The organism is Pseudomonas sp. NFACC32-1 (genome assembly GCF_900101215.1).
Lineage (GTDB): Bacteria > Pseudomonadota > Gammaproteobacteria > Pseudomonadales > Pseudomonadaceae > Aquipseudomonas.
Genome location: NZ_FMUL01000010.1, coordinates 171611 through 193905, shown reverse-complemented (window position 1 = coordinate 193905; position 22295 = coordinate 171611). Strand labels below are relative to the sequence as shown.

Sequence of the window (22295 nt, the reverse complement as noted above, 5' to 3'; positions counted from 1 at the left end):
GAACGTGATGCGCACGGATTCGCCCAACGGCGCGAAGCAGCGTGGCATGGCCGTCATCAGCGCGTTGTTGATCGCCGCGGTGGTGGCAGTCATCGCTGGCGGCATGCTGGCCCGCCAGACCCTCTTCACCCGTAGCGTTGAGGCCGAACAGCTACGTATCCAGGGAACGGCACGCTTGCAAGGCGGCCTGCAATGGAGCCGCCAACTGCTGTGGGAGGCCCGCCAGCGTGATCCCTTGACGCGTTTCGGCCAGCCTTGGGCGAAACCCATCGTGATACCGGGTTCGAGCGCGGTCGAAACGCCGTTCGAAGGACACCTGGAAGACGAGCAAGGCAAGTTCAACCTGCGCAACCTCGTCGCCAACGAGCGGGTGGACCCGGAGCAACTACGGGCCTTCGAACGGCTGTGCGAGCAACTGGGTGTTGCCGCGGCGGTACGCGGGCGCATCGTCGAACGCGTCATCGCGGGGTACCCGAGATTGCCGGACACCGAGCGCACGAATGCCGCGACGACGGCTCACACCTTCGACAGCGGTCGCGACACCTCGCCCCACGCCGGCGGCACGCCGCTGGCGCCCACGCGGCCGATGATACGCACGTTGCAGGATCTGCACGGCCTCAAGGGGGTCACGACCAAGATACTGGAAACCCTGGCGCCCCATGTCACCGTGCTGCCGGCCAACACCTGGCTCAACGGCAATACCGCCAGTGCCCAGGTGCTGGCTGCCTACGTACCCGGACTGTCGCTGCAACAGGCCCAGGCATTGGTGGCCGAGCGCGACGGTGGCCACTGGTTCATCAACCGCGGCGATTTCGTCAATCGCCTGCGCATGCCGCAGTTGGAAACCACCGCCGTCAAGGTCGGCATCACCAGCGACTGGTTCCGCTTGCGCGGTCAGGCCCGCAGCGGTCAGCGTCGGGTCGAACTGGACGCGTTGCTGCAGCGCAGCCCGGATCGGCTGCCCCAGGTGATCTGGTCACGGGTGGGTGTATGAAGCGGCTGCGGGTAGCGCTGGCGCCGCTGGGGAGCCTGGACCTCGACACGCCATTGGCGTTTGCCTGGCTGGACCGCCAGGGGCGGGTGAGCGAACACGGGCGCAGCAGCCTCCGGGCCTTGGGGCAGGGCGCCAAACACCTGTCGGTAGAATGCTTCCTTCATCCCCGGGACAGTTTGCTGACTCGGTTGGAACTGCCTTCGCTACCGGCGGCGAAAATCAGCGCGGCGGTGACCTGCGCGGCCCAGGCCCTGATGCTCGGGGCCTGCGAGCGGATGCAGGTCGCCCACGGCCCTCGGGACCCCGATGGACAGGTGTCGATTGCCTGGCTGGACCGCGAGTCGCTCAACCTGCTCGGCCGCCTCCTGCAACAGGCCGGCCTGAGGTTGCGCGGCCTTTACCCGGCGGCCTACGCCTTGCCGGCCTTGGCCGGACCGGTGGCCTGTATCGAAGACGGGCATCTGCTGGTGCGCCATGGCCCGCAGCATGCCGAGGTACAGCCGCTGGTCGGGGAGAGCGCGGACCCATGGCTGATGGACGCCGGGCCGGGTTTGCACTGGGTGGGAGAATCGCCGCCGCAGCCTTCCATCGCGACCTTGCCGGCAAGCCAGCGCCTGGCGGGTGCCGTGCCGGGCTGGGGCTTGCATGGGGGGCTGAACCAGCGAACGACCGGACGTGGGGGCTGGGGCCGGGCGGCGGCGATCTGCGCGCTGGCCCTGGTGGTCTGGGTCGTTGGCCTGAATCTCTACGCTGCCCGCCAGGCAGCCCAGGGGCAACGGCTCAAGGCGCAGATGACCCAGCGGGTGAAGCAGGCGTTTCCGCAGTTGCCGGTGGTCCTCAACCCATTGCAACAGGCGCGTCAGCAGATCGCTGCCCGTCGCGAGGGCTCGGCCACCGATCCGGCCCGGCGCTTCGCTGCCCTTGTGCGACAGGCCGGCAGCGCCATGCCCTTCATGGGCGGCAACGTGCAAACCCTGGTCTTCGATAACGGTGAGCTACGCCTGACCGTCGTCGCCGATGCGCAGAAAGCCACCGCCGCGGACGATTGGAAAATACCCCTGGCCCAGGCCGGCATCGACGTCGTCGCCATCGAGCAGGGCTGGTTGTTGCGTACGGCCTCGAACGGTACGGGTGCCGCGGACACCCCCGACGACACCTCGGAAGCCGACGATGAGTAACCCCTCCCTGACCCGCCTGAAGGTTCGCTGGCAGACCCTGCGTTCGCGTCTCAAGGGCGCCTGGCAGGGCCTGGCGTTGAGAGAGCGGCGCGCCGTGTCCCTGGCGGCGCTGGTGGTGGGCAGCTGCCTGGTCTGGCTGGTCCTGATCCAGCCGCCGCTCAAGACCATCGCCTATTGGCAGGCAGAAACCCCCAAGCTGCGTTCGCAGACCGAAGCGCTGGAGGTGCTGCTGCGGGATGTCGGCGGGCCTGCCCAGGGGCAGCCGGTCGAGTCGGCATTGCGTCAGACCCTGGAGGCCAGCGGACTGGGCGAACATTATCAGCTGCAGGCTGCCGACCCGGGTAACAACGCCTGGCAACTGACCCTCCAGGACGCTCCGGCCGATGGCGCGATCGACTGGTTGCTGAGCTATCCCGGACGATTTTCCCTGGAAGTGATCGAGGCCCGCTTGCAACGCACGGGCCCGGCCAGTTCCGACGACACCGACACCGCCGGCACATTGTCCGGAACCGTTCGCATGGATCAGGCGCAAGGCGCTAAGGAAGCTTCATGAAGGGGGCCAGATATCCACGTCATTGGCACAAGGCCGCGCCGTTGCTGTTGCTCGCGTTGAGCGCCTGCAACAGCATGCCGCCAGCCTCGCAGCCACCCTTGCTGGTGGACAGTGAGCTGGGCATGCCGCTGGGCAATACCCAGCGCACGGGCGACGCGTTGCTGGACCGGCAGCGGGCCCAGGCCTCGCGGGAACAGAAACCTGCGGCGAGGCATCCGGTCGATCTCACGTCCCGCAGTCGCGAAGCCCGCGCCAGCACGCCTGGGCGCAATCCGCTGGGGGATCAACCCGTCACGCTGAACTTCGTCGAGGCCGATATCCAGGCCGTGGTGCGAGCCTTGTCCCGCTCGACCGGGCAGCAGTTCCTGGTGGACCCCAGGGTCAAGGGCAACCTGACCCTGGTATCCGAGGGCCAGGTGCCCGCCCATCAGGCCTACGACATGCTGCTGGCGGCGCTGCGCATGCAGGGCTTCAGTGTGGTGGACGTGGGCGGCGTGGCCCAAGTGGTGCCCGAAGCCGATGCCAAGCTGCTGGGCGGGCCGATCTACAGTGCCGACAAACCGGCCGGCAACGGCATGCTGACCCGCACCTTTCGCCTGCAATACGAGAACGCGGTGAACCTGATCCCGGTGTTGCGGCCCATCGTTTCGCCCAACAACCCGATCAACGCGTACCCCGGCAACAACACCATCGTCGTCACCGACTACGCCGAGAACCTGACGCGGGTGGCGCAGCTCATTGAAGGCATCGACACCCCCAGCGCCATCGACACCGACGTGGTGCCCATCCAGAACGGCATTGCCGTGGACATCGCGCAGATGGTCTCCGACCTGCTGGAAACCCAGGGCGGTGACCAGACCCAGAAGATCAACGTGATCGGCGACCCGCGCTCCAACGCCATCATCATTCGCGCTGGCAGCCCCGAGCGCACCGAGCTGGCGCGCAACCTGATCTACAAGCTCGACAATGCCCAGAACAATCCGAGCAACCTGCACGTGGTGTACCTGCGCAACGCCCAGGCCGGCAAACTGGCCCAGGCCCTGCGCGGCCTGCTGACCGGGGAGAGCGAAACCGAGGGCCACGACAACTCGCGCTCGGTGCTCAGCGGCATGGGCGCCAGCACCAACGGCCAGGGCAGCCAGGGCAGCAGCGGTGATGGCAGCAGCGGGAACAGCGGCGCGGTCGCCCCCACCAGCGGCGGATACGGCCAGGGCAGCAGCGGGCAGGCTTCAGCCTCGACACAGAACGAGCAGAGCACCGCGTTCAGCGCCGGCGGTGTGACCATCCAGGCCGATGCCACCACCAACACCTTGCTGATCTCGGCGCCGGATCCGCTCTACCGCAACCTGCGGGAAGTCATCGACCTGCTGGACCAGCGCCGGGCCCAGGTGGTGATCGAAAGCCTGATCGTGGAGGTCGGCGAGGACGACGCCAGCGAATTCGGCGTGCAATGGCAGACCGGCGATCTCGGTGGCAGCGGCGTGATCGGAGGCGTCAATCTCGGCGGCACGGGGCTCAACCTCAACGGCAAGACCAGCATCGACGTACTGCCCCCGGGCCTGAACCTGGGGGTGGTCAACGGCACCGTGGACATTCCCGGCATTGGCAAGATCCTCGACCTGAAAGTCCTGGCCAGGGCCTTGAAAAGCAAGGGCGGCACCAACGTGCTGTCGACGCCGAACCTGCTGACCCTGGACAACGAAGCCGCGAGTATCTTCGTCGGCCAGACCATCCCCTTCGTCAGTGGCAGCTATGTCACCGGGGGCGGCGGCACCAGCAACAACCCGTTCCAGACCGTGACCCGCGAGGAAGTGGGCCTGAAGCTCAACGTGCGGCCGCAGATTTCCGAGGGCGGCACGGTCAAGCTCGATATCTATCAGGAGGTCAGCAGCGTCGATAACCGCGCCTCCGGCACCACCGGGATTGTCACCAACAAGCGCGCCATCGACACCAGCATCCTGCTGGACGACGGGCAGATCATGGTCCTGGGCGGGCTGCTTCAGGATGGCTACAGCCAGAGCAACGACGCGGTGCCATGGCTGTCGACCCTCCCTGGCATCGGTGCGCTGTTTCGCAATGAGCGGCGGCAGATCACCAAGACCAACCTGATGGTGTTCCTGCGGCCCTACATTATCCGTGACACGGCGGCGGGGCGCGGCATCACCCTCAATCGCTACGACTTCATGCGCCGCGCCCAGGGCCTGCTGCAACCGGAGCGCAGTTGGGCCATGCCGGACATGCAGGCGCCGCAACTGCCGGCCTCGGCCAAGGCGATCCCCGGCGCGGCGCCGGTCGGGCTGCAAACCCCGAGGGCGGCGATCAAGGCGGTGCCGGTCGAGGGAGATTCTCGTCAATGAGCATCAGCCCTCTGAGTGTTCGCGGCATGCGCAAGGCTGAAGCCAGCCCAAGAGTCTGTGGGAGCGAGCCTGCTCGCGATGACGGCAGTTCACTCAACCTCATTGCAACCGTACCGCCGCTACCGCGAGCCAGCTCGCTCCCACAGGCGGCATGTGTGTTTCTTGGGGTCGAGGTGTCGGCATGAACACTCTCCCATACGCCTGGGCCAAGGCCCAACGCCTGGTGCTGCGCCAGGGCGAAGAGGGGGCCGTGCTGATGGTGTGTCCTTCCACGCCGGGCTGGTCCATCAGCGAAGTCCGTCGTCAGTTCGGCGAGGTGCGGCTGGAGCGGGTGCGCGAAGACGACATCGAAGGCCTGCTCAACAGCGCCTACGCCGACACCGGCAGCGCTGCCGCCGTGGTGGGCGCGGCGGAAAACGAGGTGGACCTCGACCGCTTGATGCAGGACATTCCCGAGATCACCGACCTGCTCGATACCCAGGACGGCGCGCCGGTGATCCGCATGATCAACGCCTTGCTGACCCAGGCGGCCCGGGATGAGGCCAGCGATATTCACATCGAGCCCTACGAGAGCCATTCGGTGGTGCGCTACCGGGTCGACGGTACCCTGCGGGACGTGGTTTCGCCGCGCAAGGCCCTGCACGGTGCGCTGGTGTCGCGAATCAAGATCATGGCCCAGCTCGATATCGCCGAAAAACGCCTGCCCCAGGACGGCCGCATTGCCTTGCGGGTGGCCGGCAGGCCTATCGATATCCGGGTTTCCACCGTGCCCACGGGCCATGGTGAACGGGTGGTGATGCGGCTGCTGGACAAGCAGGCCGGGCGCCTGCAACTGGAGACCCTGGGCATGGACCCGGATGTACTGGGCAAGCTCGATCACCTGATCCGTCAGCCCCACGGCATCGTCCTGGTCACCGGCCCCACCGGCAGCGGCAAGACCACCAGCCTGTATGCCGCCCTGGCCCGGTTGGACGCCAGCGTTCATAACATCTTGACGGTGGAAGACCCGGTGGAATACGACCTGCCGGGCATCAGCCAGATCCAGGTCAACGCCAAGATCGACATGAGCTTCGCCCTGGCCCTGCGGGCGATCCTGCGCCAGGACCCGGACATCATCATGATCGGCGAGATCCGCGACCTGGAGACCGCGCAGATCGCGGTGCAGGCCTCCCTGACCGGTCACCTGGTGCTGGCCACGCTGCACACCAACGACGCCGTGTCGGCCATCAACCGTCTGATCGACATGGGAGTCGAACCGTTCCTGCTGGCCTCGTCGATGCTCGGGGTGCTGGCCCAGCGACTGGTGCGCAGGCTGTGCCCGCAGTGCAAACAACCCGACCCGGCGGCACCCGGCACCTGGCGCCCGGTAGGATGCGCCGCCTGCAGCCAGACCGGCTACAGCGGGCGCACCGGGATCCATGAACTGTTCTGCATCGACGATGACATCCGCACGCTGATCCACCAGGGGGCAGGGGAGCAGGCCTTGCGCGCCGCCGCTCGCCAGGCCGGCATGTTCAGCATGCGCGAGGATGGCGAGCGTTGGGTTCGTGGCGGCGTGACCGCTCCTGAAGAAATCCTGCGCGTGACACGGGACGCCTGATGAATCGCTATCGTTTCGAGGCGGCCGACGCCCAGGGCAAGATCGAGACCGGACACCTGGAAGCGGACAGCCAGGGTGCTGTTTTCAGCCTGCTGCGCAGTCGTGGATTGACCGCATTGCAGGTGCAGTTGGAACGCAACACACCTCAAGCCCACGGTGGCGGGTTATTCGCGGCCCGGCTCTCGGACAACGACCTGGCCTGGGCCACCCGGCAACTGGCGAGCCTGCTGGGGGCGAGCCTGCCTTTGGAAGCTGCGTTGAGCGCCACGGTGGAACAGGCCGAGCGCAAGCACATCGCCCAGACCCTGAGTGGAGTCCGGGCCGATGTACGCAGCGGCATGCGCCTGGCCGAAGCCCTGGCGGCGCGTCCCAAGGACTTTCCGGACATCTATCGGGCACTGATCGCCGCCGGCGAGGAGTCCGGTGACCTGGCCCAGGTCATGGAGCGGCTGGCCGACTACATCGAGGAGCGCAACAACCTGCGGGGCAAGATCCTGACGGCGTTCATCTACCCGGGGGTGGTGGGGCTGGTGTCCATCGGCATCGTGATCTTCCTCCTCAGCTATGTGGTGCCCCAGGTGGTCAGCGCGTTTTCCCAGGCGCGCCAGGACCTGCCCGGCCTGACCCTGGCCATGCTCACCGCAAGCGACTTCATCCGCGCCTGGGGGTGGCTGTGTTTCGGTGTGCTGGCGGGCGGGTTCTGGAGCTGGCGGATATACCTGCGCAACCCTCGGGCACGATTGAACTGGCACGCGCGTGTGTTGCGCCTGCCGTTGATCGGGCGTTTCGTGCTGGGGCTCAATACGGCACGTTTCGCCTCCACCCTGGCGATTCTCGGCGCCGCCGGGGTGCCGCTGCTGCGGGCGCTGGAAGCGGCGCGACAGACACTGTCCAACGACCGCCTGAGCCTGAGTGTCAGCGATGCCACGGCGAAGGTCCGCGAAGGGGTCAACCTGGCGGCCGCCCTGCGGGTGGAAAAGGTCTTTCCGCCGTTGCTGATCCACCTGATCGCCAGCGGCGAAAAGACCGGTTGCCTGCCCCCGATGCTCGAACGCGCCGCGCAGACCCTGTCCCGGGACATCGAACGCCGCGCGATGGGCATGACCGCGTTGCTGGAGCCGCTGATGATCGTGGTCATGGGCGGCGTGGTGCTGGTGATCGTCATGGCGGTGCTGCTGCCGATTATCGAGATCAACCAACTGGTTCAATAAACCGTCCTCGTCTGGTTGACACAGACCTTGTGGCAAGCACCGCTGCTCCGGGGATCTTTCACCGCAGGGCTGCGCAGCAGCCCCATGTCACCGCGCCAATCCGCCTGACACACCCGGGCGCAGTTGTGAAGGGCGCTTCGCACCCCAACGGGGAGATAAATCCCCTCGCCAGAAAAGCACACCGAGCAAAATAGACACAGACGCCGTCGACACCTCCCGAGCCTCGCTTTCGCCAAACTCGGGTTCCTCGTTCTGTCATCTTCCGCCGTTCGGCAACCATTCGCCGCCACTCCACGGCCAACCCTTGCCGTCCCCCCTGGAAAAACCGCCAGAACCCACGGCGCAGAGCCCCCGAACACCCGAGGAAAAAACTCGAAAAACAGCCCTCGGCTCCCGAGGTTTTTTCCTTTATCTGTCACCGGAAACTGCGAATTTCTAACCCATGGCCTCACCCCATCGCCACTGGCACAGGACCGAGCGCCATGACGGCAAGCACGCGTCAATCAACCTACGTACGAACACGATGAAAGGAGATTCTTCATGTTTAAGCGCAACGTTCTCGCGGTATCCCTGACCCTCGCCGGCCTCTGCGCCGCCCAGGCCGCCATGGCTGATGTCAACGGCGGTGGTGCGACCTTGCCTCAGCCCCTGTACCAGACTTCCGGCGTACTGACTGCTGGTTTCGCTCCCTACATCGGCGTGGGCAGCGGTGCTGGCAAGGCTGCTTTCCTGAACAACGACTACACCAAGTTCGTAGCGGGCAACACCAGCAAGAACGTGCACTGGGCTGGCAGCGACTCCAAGCTCAGCGCCACTGAGCTGAGCAACTACGTCACTGCCCACGGCGCCGCCTGGGGTCCATTGATCCAGGTGCCTTCGGTGGCTACCTCGGTCGCCATTCCGTTCAACAAGACCGGCACCGCCAACGTCAACCTGAGCGTCAACCAGCTGTGCGGCGTGTTCTCCGGCCGCCTGACCGACTGGAGCCAGATCACCGGCTCGGGTCGTACCGGTGCGATCACCGTGGTCTACCGTGCCGAGAGCAGCGGCACCACCGAGCTGTTCACCCGCTTCCTGAACGCCAAGTGCGCTGAAACCGGCACCTTCGCCATCACCACCAACTTCGCTTCCAGCTACAGCGGCGGTCTGCCAACCGGCGCCGTGTCTGCCACCGGCAGCCAGGCTGTGATGACTGCGTTGAACGCTGCCCAAGGTCGCATCACTTACATGAGCCCGGATTACGCCGCTACCTCCCTGGCCGGTCTGGATGACGCCACCAAGGTCGCTCGCGTTGCCGGTGTGTCCCCAGCCCCAGCCAACGTTTCGACTGCCATCGCTGCTGTTCCAGTTCCTGCCGCTGCCAACCGCGCCAACCCGAACGCCTGGGTGCCCGTGTTCGCCGCAACCACCAACCCGAACGACCCAAGCGTAGTGGCTTACCCATCCTCCGGCTATCCGATCCTGGGCTTCACCAACCTGATCTTCAGTCAGTGCTACGCCGATGCAACCCAGACCACCCAGGTGCGTGATTTCTTCACCCGTCACTACAACGCCACGGCAGCCAGCAGCAACGACGCCGCCATCACCGCCAATCGCTTTGTACCGCTTCCAGCGACTTGGAAAACCGCCATTCGCAGCAGCTTCGTAACCGCAACCAATGCCCTGAGCATCGGCAATGCGAACGTCTGCAACGGCATCGGTCGTCCGCTGTAACGAATCGCGCTAGCTCCATGCAACACGATCAGCAACGGCGCAAGCCGTTGCTGATCTTTTGCGTCAGGCCCCGACCAACACAGCCACATGAAATTTTCATGACAACCGTTCGGTCCCGAGCGGCTGTAACCGCCTAACCCCTATAACCAACGCTGGCAGCTTGATGGCAATGCCTTGCGACCCCTTAGAGCGAACCCGAAAGGATGAGTAGGATGCTGCGCTGCAAACCCCAGACGAACCTGAAGGCTCCACGTCGCGATGGCGAATTGTCGATGTTGCGACTCAAGCCGCTGGCCCAGGCCATTGCGCTGCTGATGGTGGCCGGCAATGCCCAGGCGGCGACGGCGTTCAGTTCGGCCTGGTTTGCCGCCAAGGGCGCCTCCCAGGCCGGTGGCGCGGGGCGGCCCGCTACGGCGCAGCCAGGCATGCCGCCGCCTTTGGCGCAACAGCAACGGGCCAATGCGCAGTTGCAGCGTTCGTTGACCAACCTCAACAACACCGTGGCCGCCATCGCGGCCCAGCAGGCGGCGCAAGCGGCGGGGCGGCAAGCGGCGTTCGGGCAGGTGCAGACTGTGCCGGATGGATTGGGCGAGGGCGGCCTCAAGGTCGATAACAGCCTGACCCAGGGCTGGCTCAACGCCAAGGGGCCCAAGCAGACCCAGGCCGGCGGCAAGACCACGGTGACGATCGAGCAGACCGCCGACAAGGCGATTCTCAACTGGGAAACCTTCAACGTCGGGCGCAACACCACGGTGGATTTCCAGCAGCATGCGGACTGGGCCGTGCTCAACCGGGTCAACGACCCTCAAGCGCGACCCAGCCAGATCCAGGGCCAGATCAAGGGCGACGGCACGGTGATGCTGGTCAACCGCAACGGCATCATTTTCAGCGGCAGCAGCCAGGTCAACGTGCGCAACCTGGCGGCCGTGGCGGCCAATATCAGCGATGAGCAATTCAGCAAGCGTGGGTTGTACGTCGATGCCACCGGCAGCCAACCGACCTTCACCGACGCGGCGGGCAAGGTCGAAGTGCAGCAGGGCGCGCTGATCGAAACCCACCGCGCCGCTACCTCCACGGCCGGTGGTGGTTATGCCTTGTTGCTGGGCTCCGAGGTGGAAAACGCCGGTTTCATCATCACCGCCAAGGGCCAGACCACCCTGGCGGCGGGCGACAGTTTTTATATCCGCCGGGGCCAGGGCACCAGCGGCAACCTGCGTTCCACTACCCGTGGCAACGAGGTGGCGACGTCCCTCAAGCCCGGCAGCAGCGCCGGCACGGTGATCAACAGCGGACTGATCCAGGCCAGTACTGGCGATATCACCCTCACCGGACACCGGGTTGAGCAGAACGGCGTGGCCATCGCGACGAGTTCGATGGACACCCGCGGCACCGTGCACTTGCTCAACGCCTTCAACGACAGCACCGGCAGCGTGACGCTGGGGCAGGGCAGCGCCACGGCGGTGCTGCTCGATGCTGCGGGCGGCAGCGCCCTGGACAGCCAGCGCAATGCCGGACCGGCAGGCCTCGATGGCACGCCGAACAACCTGATCACCGGTCAATTCAACAACCTCAGCAGCGTAGTGGACCGCAGCGACCAGTCCCGGGTCGAGATCGTCAGTGGCGCCAGTGTCGACTTCCAGAACGGCTCCATCACCCTGGCCACCGGCGGCCAGGTGGCCGTCAGCGCCGCCGGGCGCAGCCTGGTGCGCGATGGTGCGGTGATCGACGTGTCCGGTGCCATCGGCGTCAAGGTGGCGATGGAGTCCAATTCCATCAAGGTCAATGTACAGGGCAACGAGCAGCGCGACGCACCGGTGAACCGCGACGGCGGCAAGTTGACCAACAACGATGTCTGGGTCGACGTGCGTGACCTGGTCTACGTGCCGGCGGGCACCAACGGTTACGCCACTGACCGCTGGTATACCGCGGGTGGTCTGTTGGAAGTCGGCGGCTACCTGGGCACCCGAGGGCACAGTGTCGGCGAATGGGCGGCCCAGGGCGGTACCCTGACGTTTACCGGCAACGATGTCGTGACCCAGCAGGCGGCCCAGTTGAACCTGTCCGGCGGTACCCTGGACGTACAGAGCGGCTACCTGCGCCAGTCCTGGCTCAAGGGCGCTGACGGGCGTTTGTATGAGTTGTCCAGGGCGCCGGGGGACATCCTCTACACCGGCATCTACAAGGGCTACGAAGACCACAGTCAACGCTGGGGCCAGACCGATTACTACTACAACCCGCTGATCGCCCCCCGCGAGCGCTTCGAGGCCGGTTACACCGTCGGCCGCGACGCCGGCAAGCTGGTGGTGTCGACCCGCAACGCGGTGCTGGAAGGCCAGATCGTCGGCGAGGTCTACCAGGGCGAGCGCCAGACCCAGGCGCCGAACCTCAACCTCGACGGCTACCAGCAATCGCAAAACGCCGTGGCCCGTCGGGCCCAGTTGTGGGTGGGCAGCTACACGCCGATCTATGACAAGGCCAGTGGCGTGATCAACAGTGGCTTGAACCCCACCTTCGATCAGGTCACCGTCGGCAAGGTGACCGACAAGATTGCCGCAGGCTTGGACCTGACCTCGGCGGTCGGCAGCGACCGGCAAGGCAAGTTGATGCTGGATAACGCACTGCTCAATGGCTTCCAGCTCGGCGCAGTCAAGGTAGCGGCGGCTGAAGGCATCAAGATCGACGGCGCACTCAAGGTAGCCGACGGCGGGGATATCACGCTTTATGCGCCGCAGGTGGAAGTGAACGCCGACCTGACGGCCCGCAGTGGTCGCATTGTATTGGGTAACATCCTCAAGCAGGTCAGGACCGACAACTTCCAGATGGGAGACGTCACGCTTTCACCCGTTACAGGACAGCGGGCGACGGTCACATTGGGCGAAGGCGTCAAGCTGGACACCGCCGGACGCTGGAGCAATCTGCTGCTCGACGGCCACGACCGCCAAGGCCTGCCGTTCATTAACGGCGGCAGCGTGTCCGTGCGTAGCAGTGGTGATATCGATGTGCGCCGGGGCAGCCTGATCGACGTCAGTTCCGGCGCTGCGATCATGGCCGATGGCAAGACCCGGGGCGGCAAGGGCGGTGACTTGACCCTGATGGCGGCTACGGGGGCGTCGTCCGGCAACGGCGATCTGAACCTGGACGGTGAGTTGCGTGGCACCGGGGTGAGCGGTGGCGGGACCTTGAAACTGGCGGCCAACAAGGTGCTGATCGGCAACAGCGGTTCGTCCCTTGAACCCGGCACTTTGCAACTGGACGGCGATTTCTTCGATAAGGGCTTTTCAGCCTATGACATCACCGGCAACCAGGGCCTGACCGTGGCAGACGGGACCCGGGTCGATGTGACGATGCCAGTGTACCGTTTTGACGAGCAGGCGTTGAGCACCGGCAGCGGTGCAGACCCGGCCGGTGCCTTGCAGCGCTGGACGCCTGAGTTGTACCAGGAAGACGCGATCAAGGGGGTGCTGACCCAGCGTCGCGGCGCGAGCCTGAGCCTCAATGCCGGTACCGCGAATGCCAGTGCCGCCGACATGGCCGATACCGTATTGAACCTTGGCACAGGCAGCGTGATCAGCGTCGATCCCGGCCAGGGCATCGATGTGCGAAGCATCGGGCAATTGACCGCCAATGGCACGCTCAATGCCTGGGGTGGGCGGGTCAGCCTTACCGGGTTGGGCGTCAATGAAACGGTCAGCGACCCGGTCAATGCCCAGGGGCATGGCCGTTCCATCTGGCTTGGCGAGCAGGCGCTGATCGACGTCTCCAGTCGGGCCGTGACCGCCCGCGATATGCGTGGCCAGACCTACGGCCTGGTACGCGATGGCGGGCAGATTGTCATCGGTGGCCAGATCGATGTCGCGAAAGGATCGGCCTCGGCGTCCGAATTGTTCGTGGTGGTGCGCGAGGGCGCGCGCCTGCAGGCGGATGGCAGCCAGGCCGTGCTGGATATTCCCGGCCAGGGCCGCACGACGGTGGCGAGCAATGGCGGCAGTATTTCCCTGGCATCGGCCAACGGGTTGTACCTGGATGGCGCCTTCAGCGCCCGTTCGGGTGGGGCGGGGGCGGCGGGTGGCAAACTGTCGGTGGCGCTGGAAACGCCCTACTACGTGAAGAATGCCGTCAATGATCGAGTGCTGAAGGTGCGTGAGTTGGTGCTGGGGCAGTCCGCTCAGGCAAGTTTGCCGGGTGGCAGTGCCCAGACCGTGGCGGATTCATTGGTCTATGGTCATGGGCGGTTGGGTGTGGACCAGGTCCGGTCGGGCGGTTTCGACAGCCTGGCCCTGCTGAGCAATGGGCTGTTGAGTGTCGACGGTGACGTTTCTCTGTCTCTGGGGCAGAGCCTGAGTCTGTATGCCCGCAGCTTCGGGTTGGGTGCAACTGCACCAACCCATAGCCAAGTCCGGCTCAACGCCTCGCACGTGCTGCTATCGGGTCTGGCGGGACGTCAACCGAACAAGGACAACTACAGCCGACCGGTGATCGAGGGCGGTGTATCGCTGTTGGCGAACAAATCGGTCTTTGCAGTCAATGCCGACCTGCTGGATGTGCAGGGCAACGTGATGTTCAGCAGCAAAGGCACTGTGCTGCAGGCCGATGGCAGCTCCGTCGAGATGGAGCGCGGCGGTTTTGACCGGGTGCAGTTGAACAGTCGGGGCGATATGCGGTTGCTGGCCGGGTTCTCCGGCGACGATTTGCCTCAGGGCTTCACCACTCAGTTATTGACCCCCTCGGACATGATCCTGCGGGCCGCGCAACTGTATCCGGCGACCGGGGTTGGCGCACGGGTGTTGGCGGGATATGGCTGGGGCGCTGAGTCCGGAAGTGGCACCAAACTCTATGATCCGGCGCGCAGCCTGGTCATCGGCCGTACGACCCGGATCGCACCCCAAGTGCCTTATTCGGTATTTGGCCGCTTGCAATTGGGCAGTGCGAAGATCGAACAAGGTGGTGTCGTCCGGGCACCTCTGGGGTTGCTGGAAATCGGCACGAACAGCTCGGAAGGGGTATCCGATCGGGTGGAGTTGTTGCCAGGCAGTCTGACGTCGGTCAGTGGCAAGGGATTGGTGCTGCCGTATGGTGGCACCGTCGATGGTCAAAATTATCAGTACGCCGGCAAGAAAGTCGTGTTGCTGGGGCAAGGAGGGGTTCCTTCCGCCAACGGTGATCTCGAAATCGGCGTGATTCTCGGTGGCAGGTCGGTGGCGGCCGAGGCGGGTTCGGAACTGGATCTTTCGGGTGGAGGTGATTTGCTTGGCGCCGGTTTCATTTCCGGCCGCGGTGGCTCGACCGATGCGCGTTTCAATCCGCTGGTGCAAATGGGTGCCAACGGCGGATTCACCTTGCCTGGCCTGTCCAGCAACCCGGTCTACGCCATCGTGCCAGGCAACCAGAGCCAGTACGCGCCGGTCGCTCCGGAGGGCGGCGCCGTGGATCCGAGGGTAGGGCAGCAGATCACCATCGGCGCCGGCGTTCCTGGGTTGCCGGCGGGTACGTATACCCTGATGCCGTCCACCTATGCCTTGCTGCCGGGGGCGTTCCGGGTCGAGGTCAATGGCTTGGCGGGGCAAGGCGTCACAATGGGCGCGCAGCAGATGCGCAACGGCTCCTGGACTACCGCTGGTGTGTTATCGGTGGCCAATACCGGGCAGCGTGACAGTCTGTCCAGCCAGCTCATCCTGACGTCGGGCGATGTGCTGCGTCGCTACTCGCAATACAACGAAACCAGCTACGCCCAGTTTGCCGTGGCCGACGCCACGCGCTTGGGCGTCCCCAGGGCCCTGTTGCCGGTCGATGCCAAGACCTTGAAGTTGAACCTGGCGACGGGCGCTGGAGACCAGGCCTTCACCTTCAAGGGCGTCGGCAGGTTCGCGCCTCAGGCCGGGGGATTCGGCGGCACCGTCGCGGTGGTTGCCAGCAACGGTACCGCACTGGAGGTGGTCGCCGAAGGGCGGGGGGCCACGACCGGCTTCGAGGGTGTGACCCTCGAAGCCGAGAGTCTCAATGCGCTGGATGCGTCACGGCAGGTGATTGGCGGCCAGTTTTCAGTGCTATATGGCCAAGGTGGCAATTACATCACGCCACAGCGGGTATCGCGCAGCGTGACCTTGCGTGAAGGTGCGACGCTGGCAGCGCCCGAGGTTTTCCTGTTGGCCGACGGCGGCGAGCTGTTGGTGGAGCAAGGCGCCGCCATCAACACTATCGGGCAGGGCAAGGCGGCATACGATGCCCGTGATGGCTTTATCTATAACCTCAATGTGAGGAACCAGAATTACAACATGCTGGCGGCCTCCAACGGCTTGCTCAACGTGTTGGCTCCGCAGTCAGGCTCCATGGGCTCGGTCAACATCGGCGGGTGCAGCCTGACACCGTGCAGCGGCGTGACCCGGATTCACTCCGAAGGCAGCATCGTTGCAGCCTCCGGCAGCAGCCTGGAACTGGACGACCAGGTGCGTTACGGCACCCGTCACCTGACCCTGGCCCTGAGTAACATCAATGTCGGCACCGCCCAGGCATTGAGCGATGCGGCGGGACGCAACGTATTGCCTGCCGGCCTGACCCTGAGCCAGACGGTGCTCGATCGCCTGTTGCGTGGCGACACCCAGTATGGCGCTCCGTCCCTGGAAACCCTCGAACTGTCGGCCAGTCAGGCGCTGAATTTCTACGGCACCGTCAGCCTGGATACCTATGACCTGACAACCGGCAAGTCACGCCTGAGCAACCTGATGCTCAGCACCCCGGCCATCTATGGCGCCGGCAGTGTCGACGACGTGGCGACCATCCGCACCGCGAACCTGATCTGGAACGGTGCTGTCGGCGCGCCGGGTTCGGTGATCGCCGGTGGGGCCGGTACCGGTGCCGGTCGCCTGGACATCCAGGCCCAGCGCATCGAATTGGGCTACGGCGACTTTGCCCAGCCCAGCTCGGTCACTACCCTGGATCGCCTGGCGCTGGGATTCGCCAACGTCAACCTCAGCGCCAGCGAGCGTCTGACCGCCAACCACAAGGGCAGCCTGGCGGTGTATCGAAGCCAGGGAAGTTATGACGCCAAAACAGGCTACGCCTATAGCGGCGGCAATTTGAATATCCTCACCCCGTTGCTCACCGGTGAAGCCGGTTCGGTCAACCGCATCACGGCGGGCGGGGCGGTCAACGTGACCGGCACGACCGCCAGGCCGGGCACTGTCTCCGGGCTTGGGGGCGAGTTGTCCATCAAAGGCGCGAGCCTCAATTTGGCCAGTGCCGTGGTGCTGCCTGGCGGCAAGCTTACCCTCAGCGCGACGGATGACCTGACCCTGGCCGATAAGTCGCTGATCGACGTGGCTGGTCGCGCAGTCACTTTCAACGACGTGACACGCTACAGCGCTGGTGGCGAGGTGATCCTGCAAAGCCAGAACGGCAATATCCGCCAGGCTGATGGGGCCAGCATCGATTTCTCGGCTCGCAACAACCAGGCTGGCCGGCTCAGCGCGGTGGCCCTGGACGAGGCCGCCGGGATCGTTGATTTGCAGGGGCGGATTCTGGGTGGCAGCACAGGCGAATATGACGCTGCAGGCATCGCCATGCCGTACCTGGCCGGCGGTGTGGAAATGCAGGCCCAGCGCCTGGGCGGGGGCGGTAGCCTGAGTGAGCAGTTCGCTGCGTTGAACCAACGGTTGAACGAAGGACAGGTATTCGGTTCCCGTGGTTTCCAGCTCAAGCAAGGCGACCTGGTGATCGGCAACGAACTCAGGGCCTCGGCCATCAGCGTGTCGCTGGATAATGGCAGCCTGCTGGTCAACGGCAAGGTCGACGCCAGTGGCGAGCGGGTCGGCAGCATCCGGCTCGCGGCCGGGCGTTCCCTGACCCTGGGCAGCAACGCGGTGCTTGACGCCCACGGCGCCCGTCTGCGGGTGGACAGCTACGGCAAGATCATCGATTCACCGAACCGTGCCATCGTCGACCTGACTTCCCGCGGCGGTGTGCTGACCCTGGCCGAGGGTGCACGTATCGATCTGCGGCATGGCACTGCGGCGCCCGCCGGGCAGCACGACGGCCGTGCCCGTGGCACGCTGGAACTCAACGCGCGACGTGCCGGCTCGGCTCCGACCCAGGGCGACATCGCCATTGACGCCCGCGGTGGCCTGGATATCCAGGGCGCTCGTTCGATTGCCGTCAACGGTACCTGGCAGTACAACGACGCAGCCTACGGCAGCGATCCGGCGGCCAGCGGTCGGCCTTATCAGGTCATCGACCAGGCGTACCTGGATGGCAAGCACCAGGACAGTATCGCTTTCATCAACGCGGCCCTGGCCAACGGCGATTTGATGCAACGCAAGCTCGCCGGTCTGAACAACGCTCGATATGCCGATGCGTTCCACCTGCGGCCCGGCGTGGAGATCGTCAGCGCGACGGCCGACGGTGACCTGGTGGTGCGGGGTGACCTGGACCTGTCCGGTTATCGCTACGCCAGTGTGAATCCGCGCGCTCGTAAAACCGCCGTGTACGGCTCCGGTGAGTCGGGTGCACTGACCCTGCGCGCCGGGGGGGACCTGAACATCTATGGCAGCATCACCGACGGTTTCGCCCGGCCGCCCGCCACCAACGATGACAAGGGCTGGGTGCTGTTGCCGGGCATCGATTTCGCCGCGGGCGATATCGTCGTGCCCGGTACCGGTGTGACCTTGGCGGACGACACGGCGTTTCCGGCAGGCTCGGTGCTCAACTTCGACGTGCCACTCAAGGGTGCCACCCTGGCGGCGGGAACACGCCTGCCGGTCGCCGCGACGCTTGATCAACCACTGGAGCTGCCGGCCGGTACGGTGCTGGCCGCGGCGGTGCATGACGCCTCGGGTAACCTGTTGTTCGCAGCCGGCACCTTGTTGGCTTCGGCTCAGACCCTCGAGGCAGGAACAGTCCTGGGGGCTGGCAGCCTGCTGGGCACCAGCGCAACCATAGGCAGCCTGATCTGGCCTAAAGGCGTTGCATTGCCAGGCATTGCGGACGCGAGCAACGGTTTGACCAATGTGCAGCGTCTCAATGGCGCCCTGGCACTGAGCGTGGGCTCGAAAATCCCTTCAGGTACCGACATCAAGCTGCCGGCCGGTGTGGAGTCGGTGCAGTTGCGTCCGGAAGTGGCGGGGAGCAACTGGGCTATCGCCCCGATGCTGGCCGAGGGTTCGCAATCCTGGTCGTTGCGCCTCGTGGCGGGGGCCGATACACAGGCGGCTGACAGTCGGGTCGTGAAGCCCGTGTCGGCCAGAGGCGATCTGCATCTGGCCGACAGTCATTACGGCGTGTTTGGCGTGCCGAATATGGTGTGGACCGAAGCAGGATCGCTGGAGTTTTTTGGTGACACCAGCATGGTGGGGCAACCGGTGGACTTCGCAGGGTTCGGCGATCCGAACCTATGCATCGACGATCCGTCTCGCTGTGAAGTGGGAGGTCCTCCGGGTTATAAGCCGGGCAGTCAGCGCTGGAGCGTCATTCGCACCGGCACGGCAGACCTTGAGTTGCTGTCGGCAGGTGACTTGAGGATGGATTCTCTTTACGGGGTCTACACCGCCGGCAGCTCGGCCAGCGCAACCTACGCCGGCGATCCGTACAACCAGCCCAAGGCGTTGGGGGCAGGAGGTACGGTGCTCAATGACGAGACAGGCGAAAACGAGCAATTCGTGGACGGCGGCGTCAACAGTGTCTATCGCGCCTGGTACCCTGACTCTGGCGGTAACCTGACCCTGAAGGTCGGTGGTGACATGACCGGCAACGCCATGGATGTTTCCAGCAGCAGTTATGGGCGGCCCAACTCATTCGATACCGGTTACGACACGGTCAACGTTGGTAACTGGCTGTGGCGCCAAGGCAACGGCTCAGTTGCCACGGGTGCCGGGGCACAACCGTCCGCCTGGTGGATCAATTTTGGCAGCTACACCGCTGCGCAGGACCCCAGCATGGCCGATCTGATGGTCGGTTTTACCGGTTTCGGTACGCTTGGCGGCGGCGACCTGAATGTTCAAGTGGCGGGCGATGCCGGGATACTCGATCGACTGACGGGGAGTCTTCTCGAACCGCGCAGCAACAGCCGCAGTCAAGGGCTGGTCCTTGCCGTGGGCAGTACCGGGCGTGTAGGCGCCGATGGCAGGCTGCAACTGACTGGCGGTGGCGATCTCAATCTGCGTGTGGGGGGGGCTGTGAACCCCGAGAGCCTGATCGCCAACGGGCATCTGAACGGTGCGGTGATCAACCTGCGGGGCCACGTGCAGGTCGACAGCGGCGCCATCGGTCGAATCGACCTTCAATACGGCGACGCCGTCTCGGCACAGTCACCTGGAGAAACCCGAGCCTACGACTCCTTCAAATCCACACGAGGCTTTGCCACCGGTGGACTGACCCTCATGCCGGGGGACGCTACCTTTGATCTGGCAACTTCGGGCGACCTTGTCGTGATGGACGTCGCCGATCCGGGCCGGGCGCCGATGATGAGTGGGTCGCCCTTCAAAAACGCTGCGACTGACGGATCAGGCCTGAGCTGGTTCACGTTGTGGACGGCCAATACTGCGGTCGATTTGTGGTCGTCGGGAGGCAACCTGACACCTTTGACATCCAGCATCGCAACCGACCTGGCGGTGGTATATCCGTCCATCCTGAGGGCTGTGGCAGCCAGCGGCAGCCTTTATTACGGGAAGTCCTCAGCGCTCTATGATAATGGCTACAACGGCAACGACCGCCCAGCGCTGCTGCTCGCTCCCGGCATCAACAGTGAGCTGCAGTTCATGGCCGGCGATTCCATCTACGGTGGCGACATGTCGGTCAGTCGTTCCGGTGCTGCCTCCGAGGCCCTGGCCACACCGTTGCGACCGGCTTTTGCCGGGCTCGTCAATGGTAGTGTGGCGCTCAGCAATCTCTCCGCCGATGCCAATCGTGCGCGTCCCAGCGCGAATATCCTGCCGTTGCTTGCGTTCGATACCAGCAGCGCTTCCAGCGAGTGGGCCGGCAACGCAGATCCTGCTCGCTTCTATGCACTCACCGGCGATTTGCTGGCCGTCGCGAGCGGACGAACGATGAGGTACACCTCCGAGAACGATAGCCGATTCGGGCAGATTGCCTATGAAGGCATGGGGGCTGTCTGGATGAGGGCCGGACGAGACATTGTAAGCAGTGGTATACCGCTGGGCGGCTCGCTGAACAGCGACTTCTTCCTGGGGAACTACACCAGTACCGGCAATCTATTGATCCACAACAACCCCACCGACATCTCCATCGTCTCGGCCGGGCGCGACATCCTCTACAGCAACTTCAACGTCGCCGGCCCCGGCCTGCTGGAGATCACCGCCGGGCGCAATATCCTGATGGAAGACAAGGTCAGCATCACCAGCCTCGGCGCCGTGGTACCGGGTGATTCGCGCCCTGGGGCGAGCCTGGCGCTGCAAGCCGGCACGGGTCTCGACGGGGCGGACTACCAGCGCTTCTTCAAGGCGTACCTGGACCCGGCAAACCAGGCCCTGGCCGGCGTGCCCCTGGCGAACCAGGACGGCAAGGTCGCCAAGACCTATGAAGCTGAATTGGTGGATTGGCTGGAGCAGCGCTTCGGCTTCAGCGGCGACAGCGAGCAGGCCCGCGCCTATTTCGCGGCGCTGCCAGCCGAGCAGCAGCGGGTGTTTGCCCGCAATGTGTACTTCGCCGAGCTCAAGGCCGCAGGCCGTGAGTACAACGAAGCCGGCGGTGTGCGCCAAGGCAGCTACCTGCGGGGACGGGAAGCGATCGAATGGCTGTTCCCGACCAAGGACGTGGCGGGCAATCCGATCACCTACAAGGGCGACATCACCCTGTTCGGCGGGGCAGGCGTGCACACCGACTTCGGTGGCAGTATCCAGATGCTCACACCGGGTGGCGGGCAGACATTCGGCATCGAGGGCAACGCACCGCCGTCCACCGCCGGGGTCATCACCCAGGGTGAGGGGGATATCCAGTTGTACGCCCGCGACAGCATCCTGCTGGGCCAGAGCCGGATCATGACGACCTTCGGCGGCTCGATCCTCGGTTGGTCGGCCCAGGGCGACATCAACGCCGGCCGGGGTTCGAAAACCACCGTGGTCTATACGCCGCCCAAGCGCTTGTACGACACCTGGGGCAATGTTTCCTTGTCGCCGTCAGTGCCGAGCACGGGTGCCGGTATCGCCACCCTCAACCCGATTCCCGAGGTGGCGCCGGGGGATATCGACCTGATCGCGCCGCTGGGCACCATCGATGCGGGCGAGGCCGGAATCCGGGTATCGGGCAACGTCAACATCGCGGCGCTGACCGTAGTGAACGCGGCCAACATCCAGACCCAGGGCAAGTCCACCGGGGTGCCGCTGGCGGCCTCGGTGAACACCGGGGCGATCACCTCGGCCAGCTCGGCGGCGTCCTCGGCCACCCAGGCGGCTGAAGATGTGGCCCGCCAGCAACAGAATGCGGCGCGGCAGAACCAGGCATCGGTGTTCACCGTGCAGGTGGTGAGCTTCGGTAACGAACAACTGGCGCCGTCCCGGGACGGCGCCAGCCGCGAAACCCCAAGGGCCTACGACCCGGCCAGCCCGGTGCAGGTACTGGGCGCCGGCCCCCTGGACGAGCAGTCAAGGCAGCGTCTGACCGAGGAAGAGCGGGGGCGGTTGAGTTTGTAGGGGGCTGAGCTTGCAGTGAGGTGGGCTGTGCTGGCGTCATTGCGGGCAAGCTCG

Annotated in this window: 8 protein-coding genes; all 8 read left to right on the top strand. The window is 65.1% G+C overall.

Going from position 1 to position 22295, the window contains the following annotated elements:
* Window positions 1-7: 7 nt before the first annotated feature.
* Window positions 8-994 carry a type II secretion system minor pseudopilin GspK gene (gene gspK / locus BLP99_RS16955; protein ID WP_092181127.1) on the top strand — a complete coding sequence of 329 codons (987 nt, stop codon included), beginning with the start codon at window positions 8-10 and terminating at the stop codon, window positions 992-994.
* Window positions 991-2172, top strand: coding sequence for a type II secretion system protein GspL (gspL, locus tag BLP99_RS16950; protein WP_092181124.1), 1182 nt, complete (start codon window positions 991-993; stop codon window positions 2170-2172). The genes gspK and gspL overlap by 4 nt, the downstream gene beginning before the upstream one ends.
* Window positions 2165-2725: a type II secretion system protein GspM gene (gspM, locus tag BLP99_RS16945; RefSeq protein WP_072458822.1), complete on the top strand. Its 561-nt coding sequence runs from the start codon at window positions 2165-2167 to the stop codon at window positions 2723-2725. The genes gspL and gspM overlap by 8 nt, the downstream gene beginning before the upstream one ends.
* Window positions 2722-5082 (top strand): type II secretion system secretin GspD, encoded by a 2361-nt coding sequence (gene gspD, locus BLP99_RS16940; RefSeq protein ID WP_092181121.1) that lies wholly within the window; start codon window positions 2722-2724, stop codon window positions 5080-5082. The genes gspM and gspD overlap by 4 nt, the downstream gene beginning before the upstream one ends.
* A gap of 181 nt (window positions 5083-5263) precedes the next feature.
* Window positions 5264-6682 carry a type II secretion system ATPase GspE gene (gspE, locus tag BLP99_RS16935; RefSeq protein ID WP_092181119.1) on the top strand — a complete coding sequence of 473 codons (1419 nt, stop codon included), beginning with the start codon at window positions 5264-5266 and terminating at the stop codon, window positions 6680-6682.
* Window positions 6682-7893, top strand: coding sequence for a type II secretion system inner membrane protein GspF (gene gspF, locus BLP99_RS16930; protein ID WP_072431067.1), 1212 nt, complete (start codon window positions 6682-6684; stop codon window positions 7891-7893). Before gspE ends, gspF begins: the two co-directional genes overlap by 1 nt.
* Before the next feature lie 540 nt (window positions 7894-8433).
* Window positions 8434-9606, top strand: coding sequence for a substrate-binding domain-containing protein (locus BLP99_RS16925; RefSeq protein ID WP_092181116.1), 1173 nt, complete (start codon window positions 8434-8436; stop codon window positions 9604-9606).
* A 212-nt stretch (window positions 9607-9818) separates the two neighbouring features.
* Window positions 9819-22241 (top strand): filamentous hemagglutinin family protein, encoded by a 12423-nt coding sequence (locus BLP99_RS16920; RefSeq protein WP_092181113.1) that lies wholly within the window; start codon window positions 9819-9821, stop codon window positions 22239-22241.
* The last annotated feature ends 54 nt before the right edge of the window (window positions 22242-22295 follow it).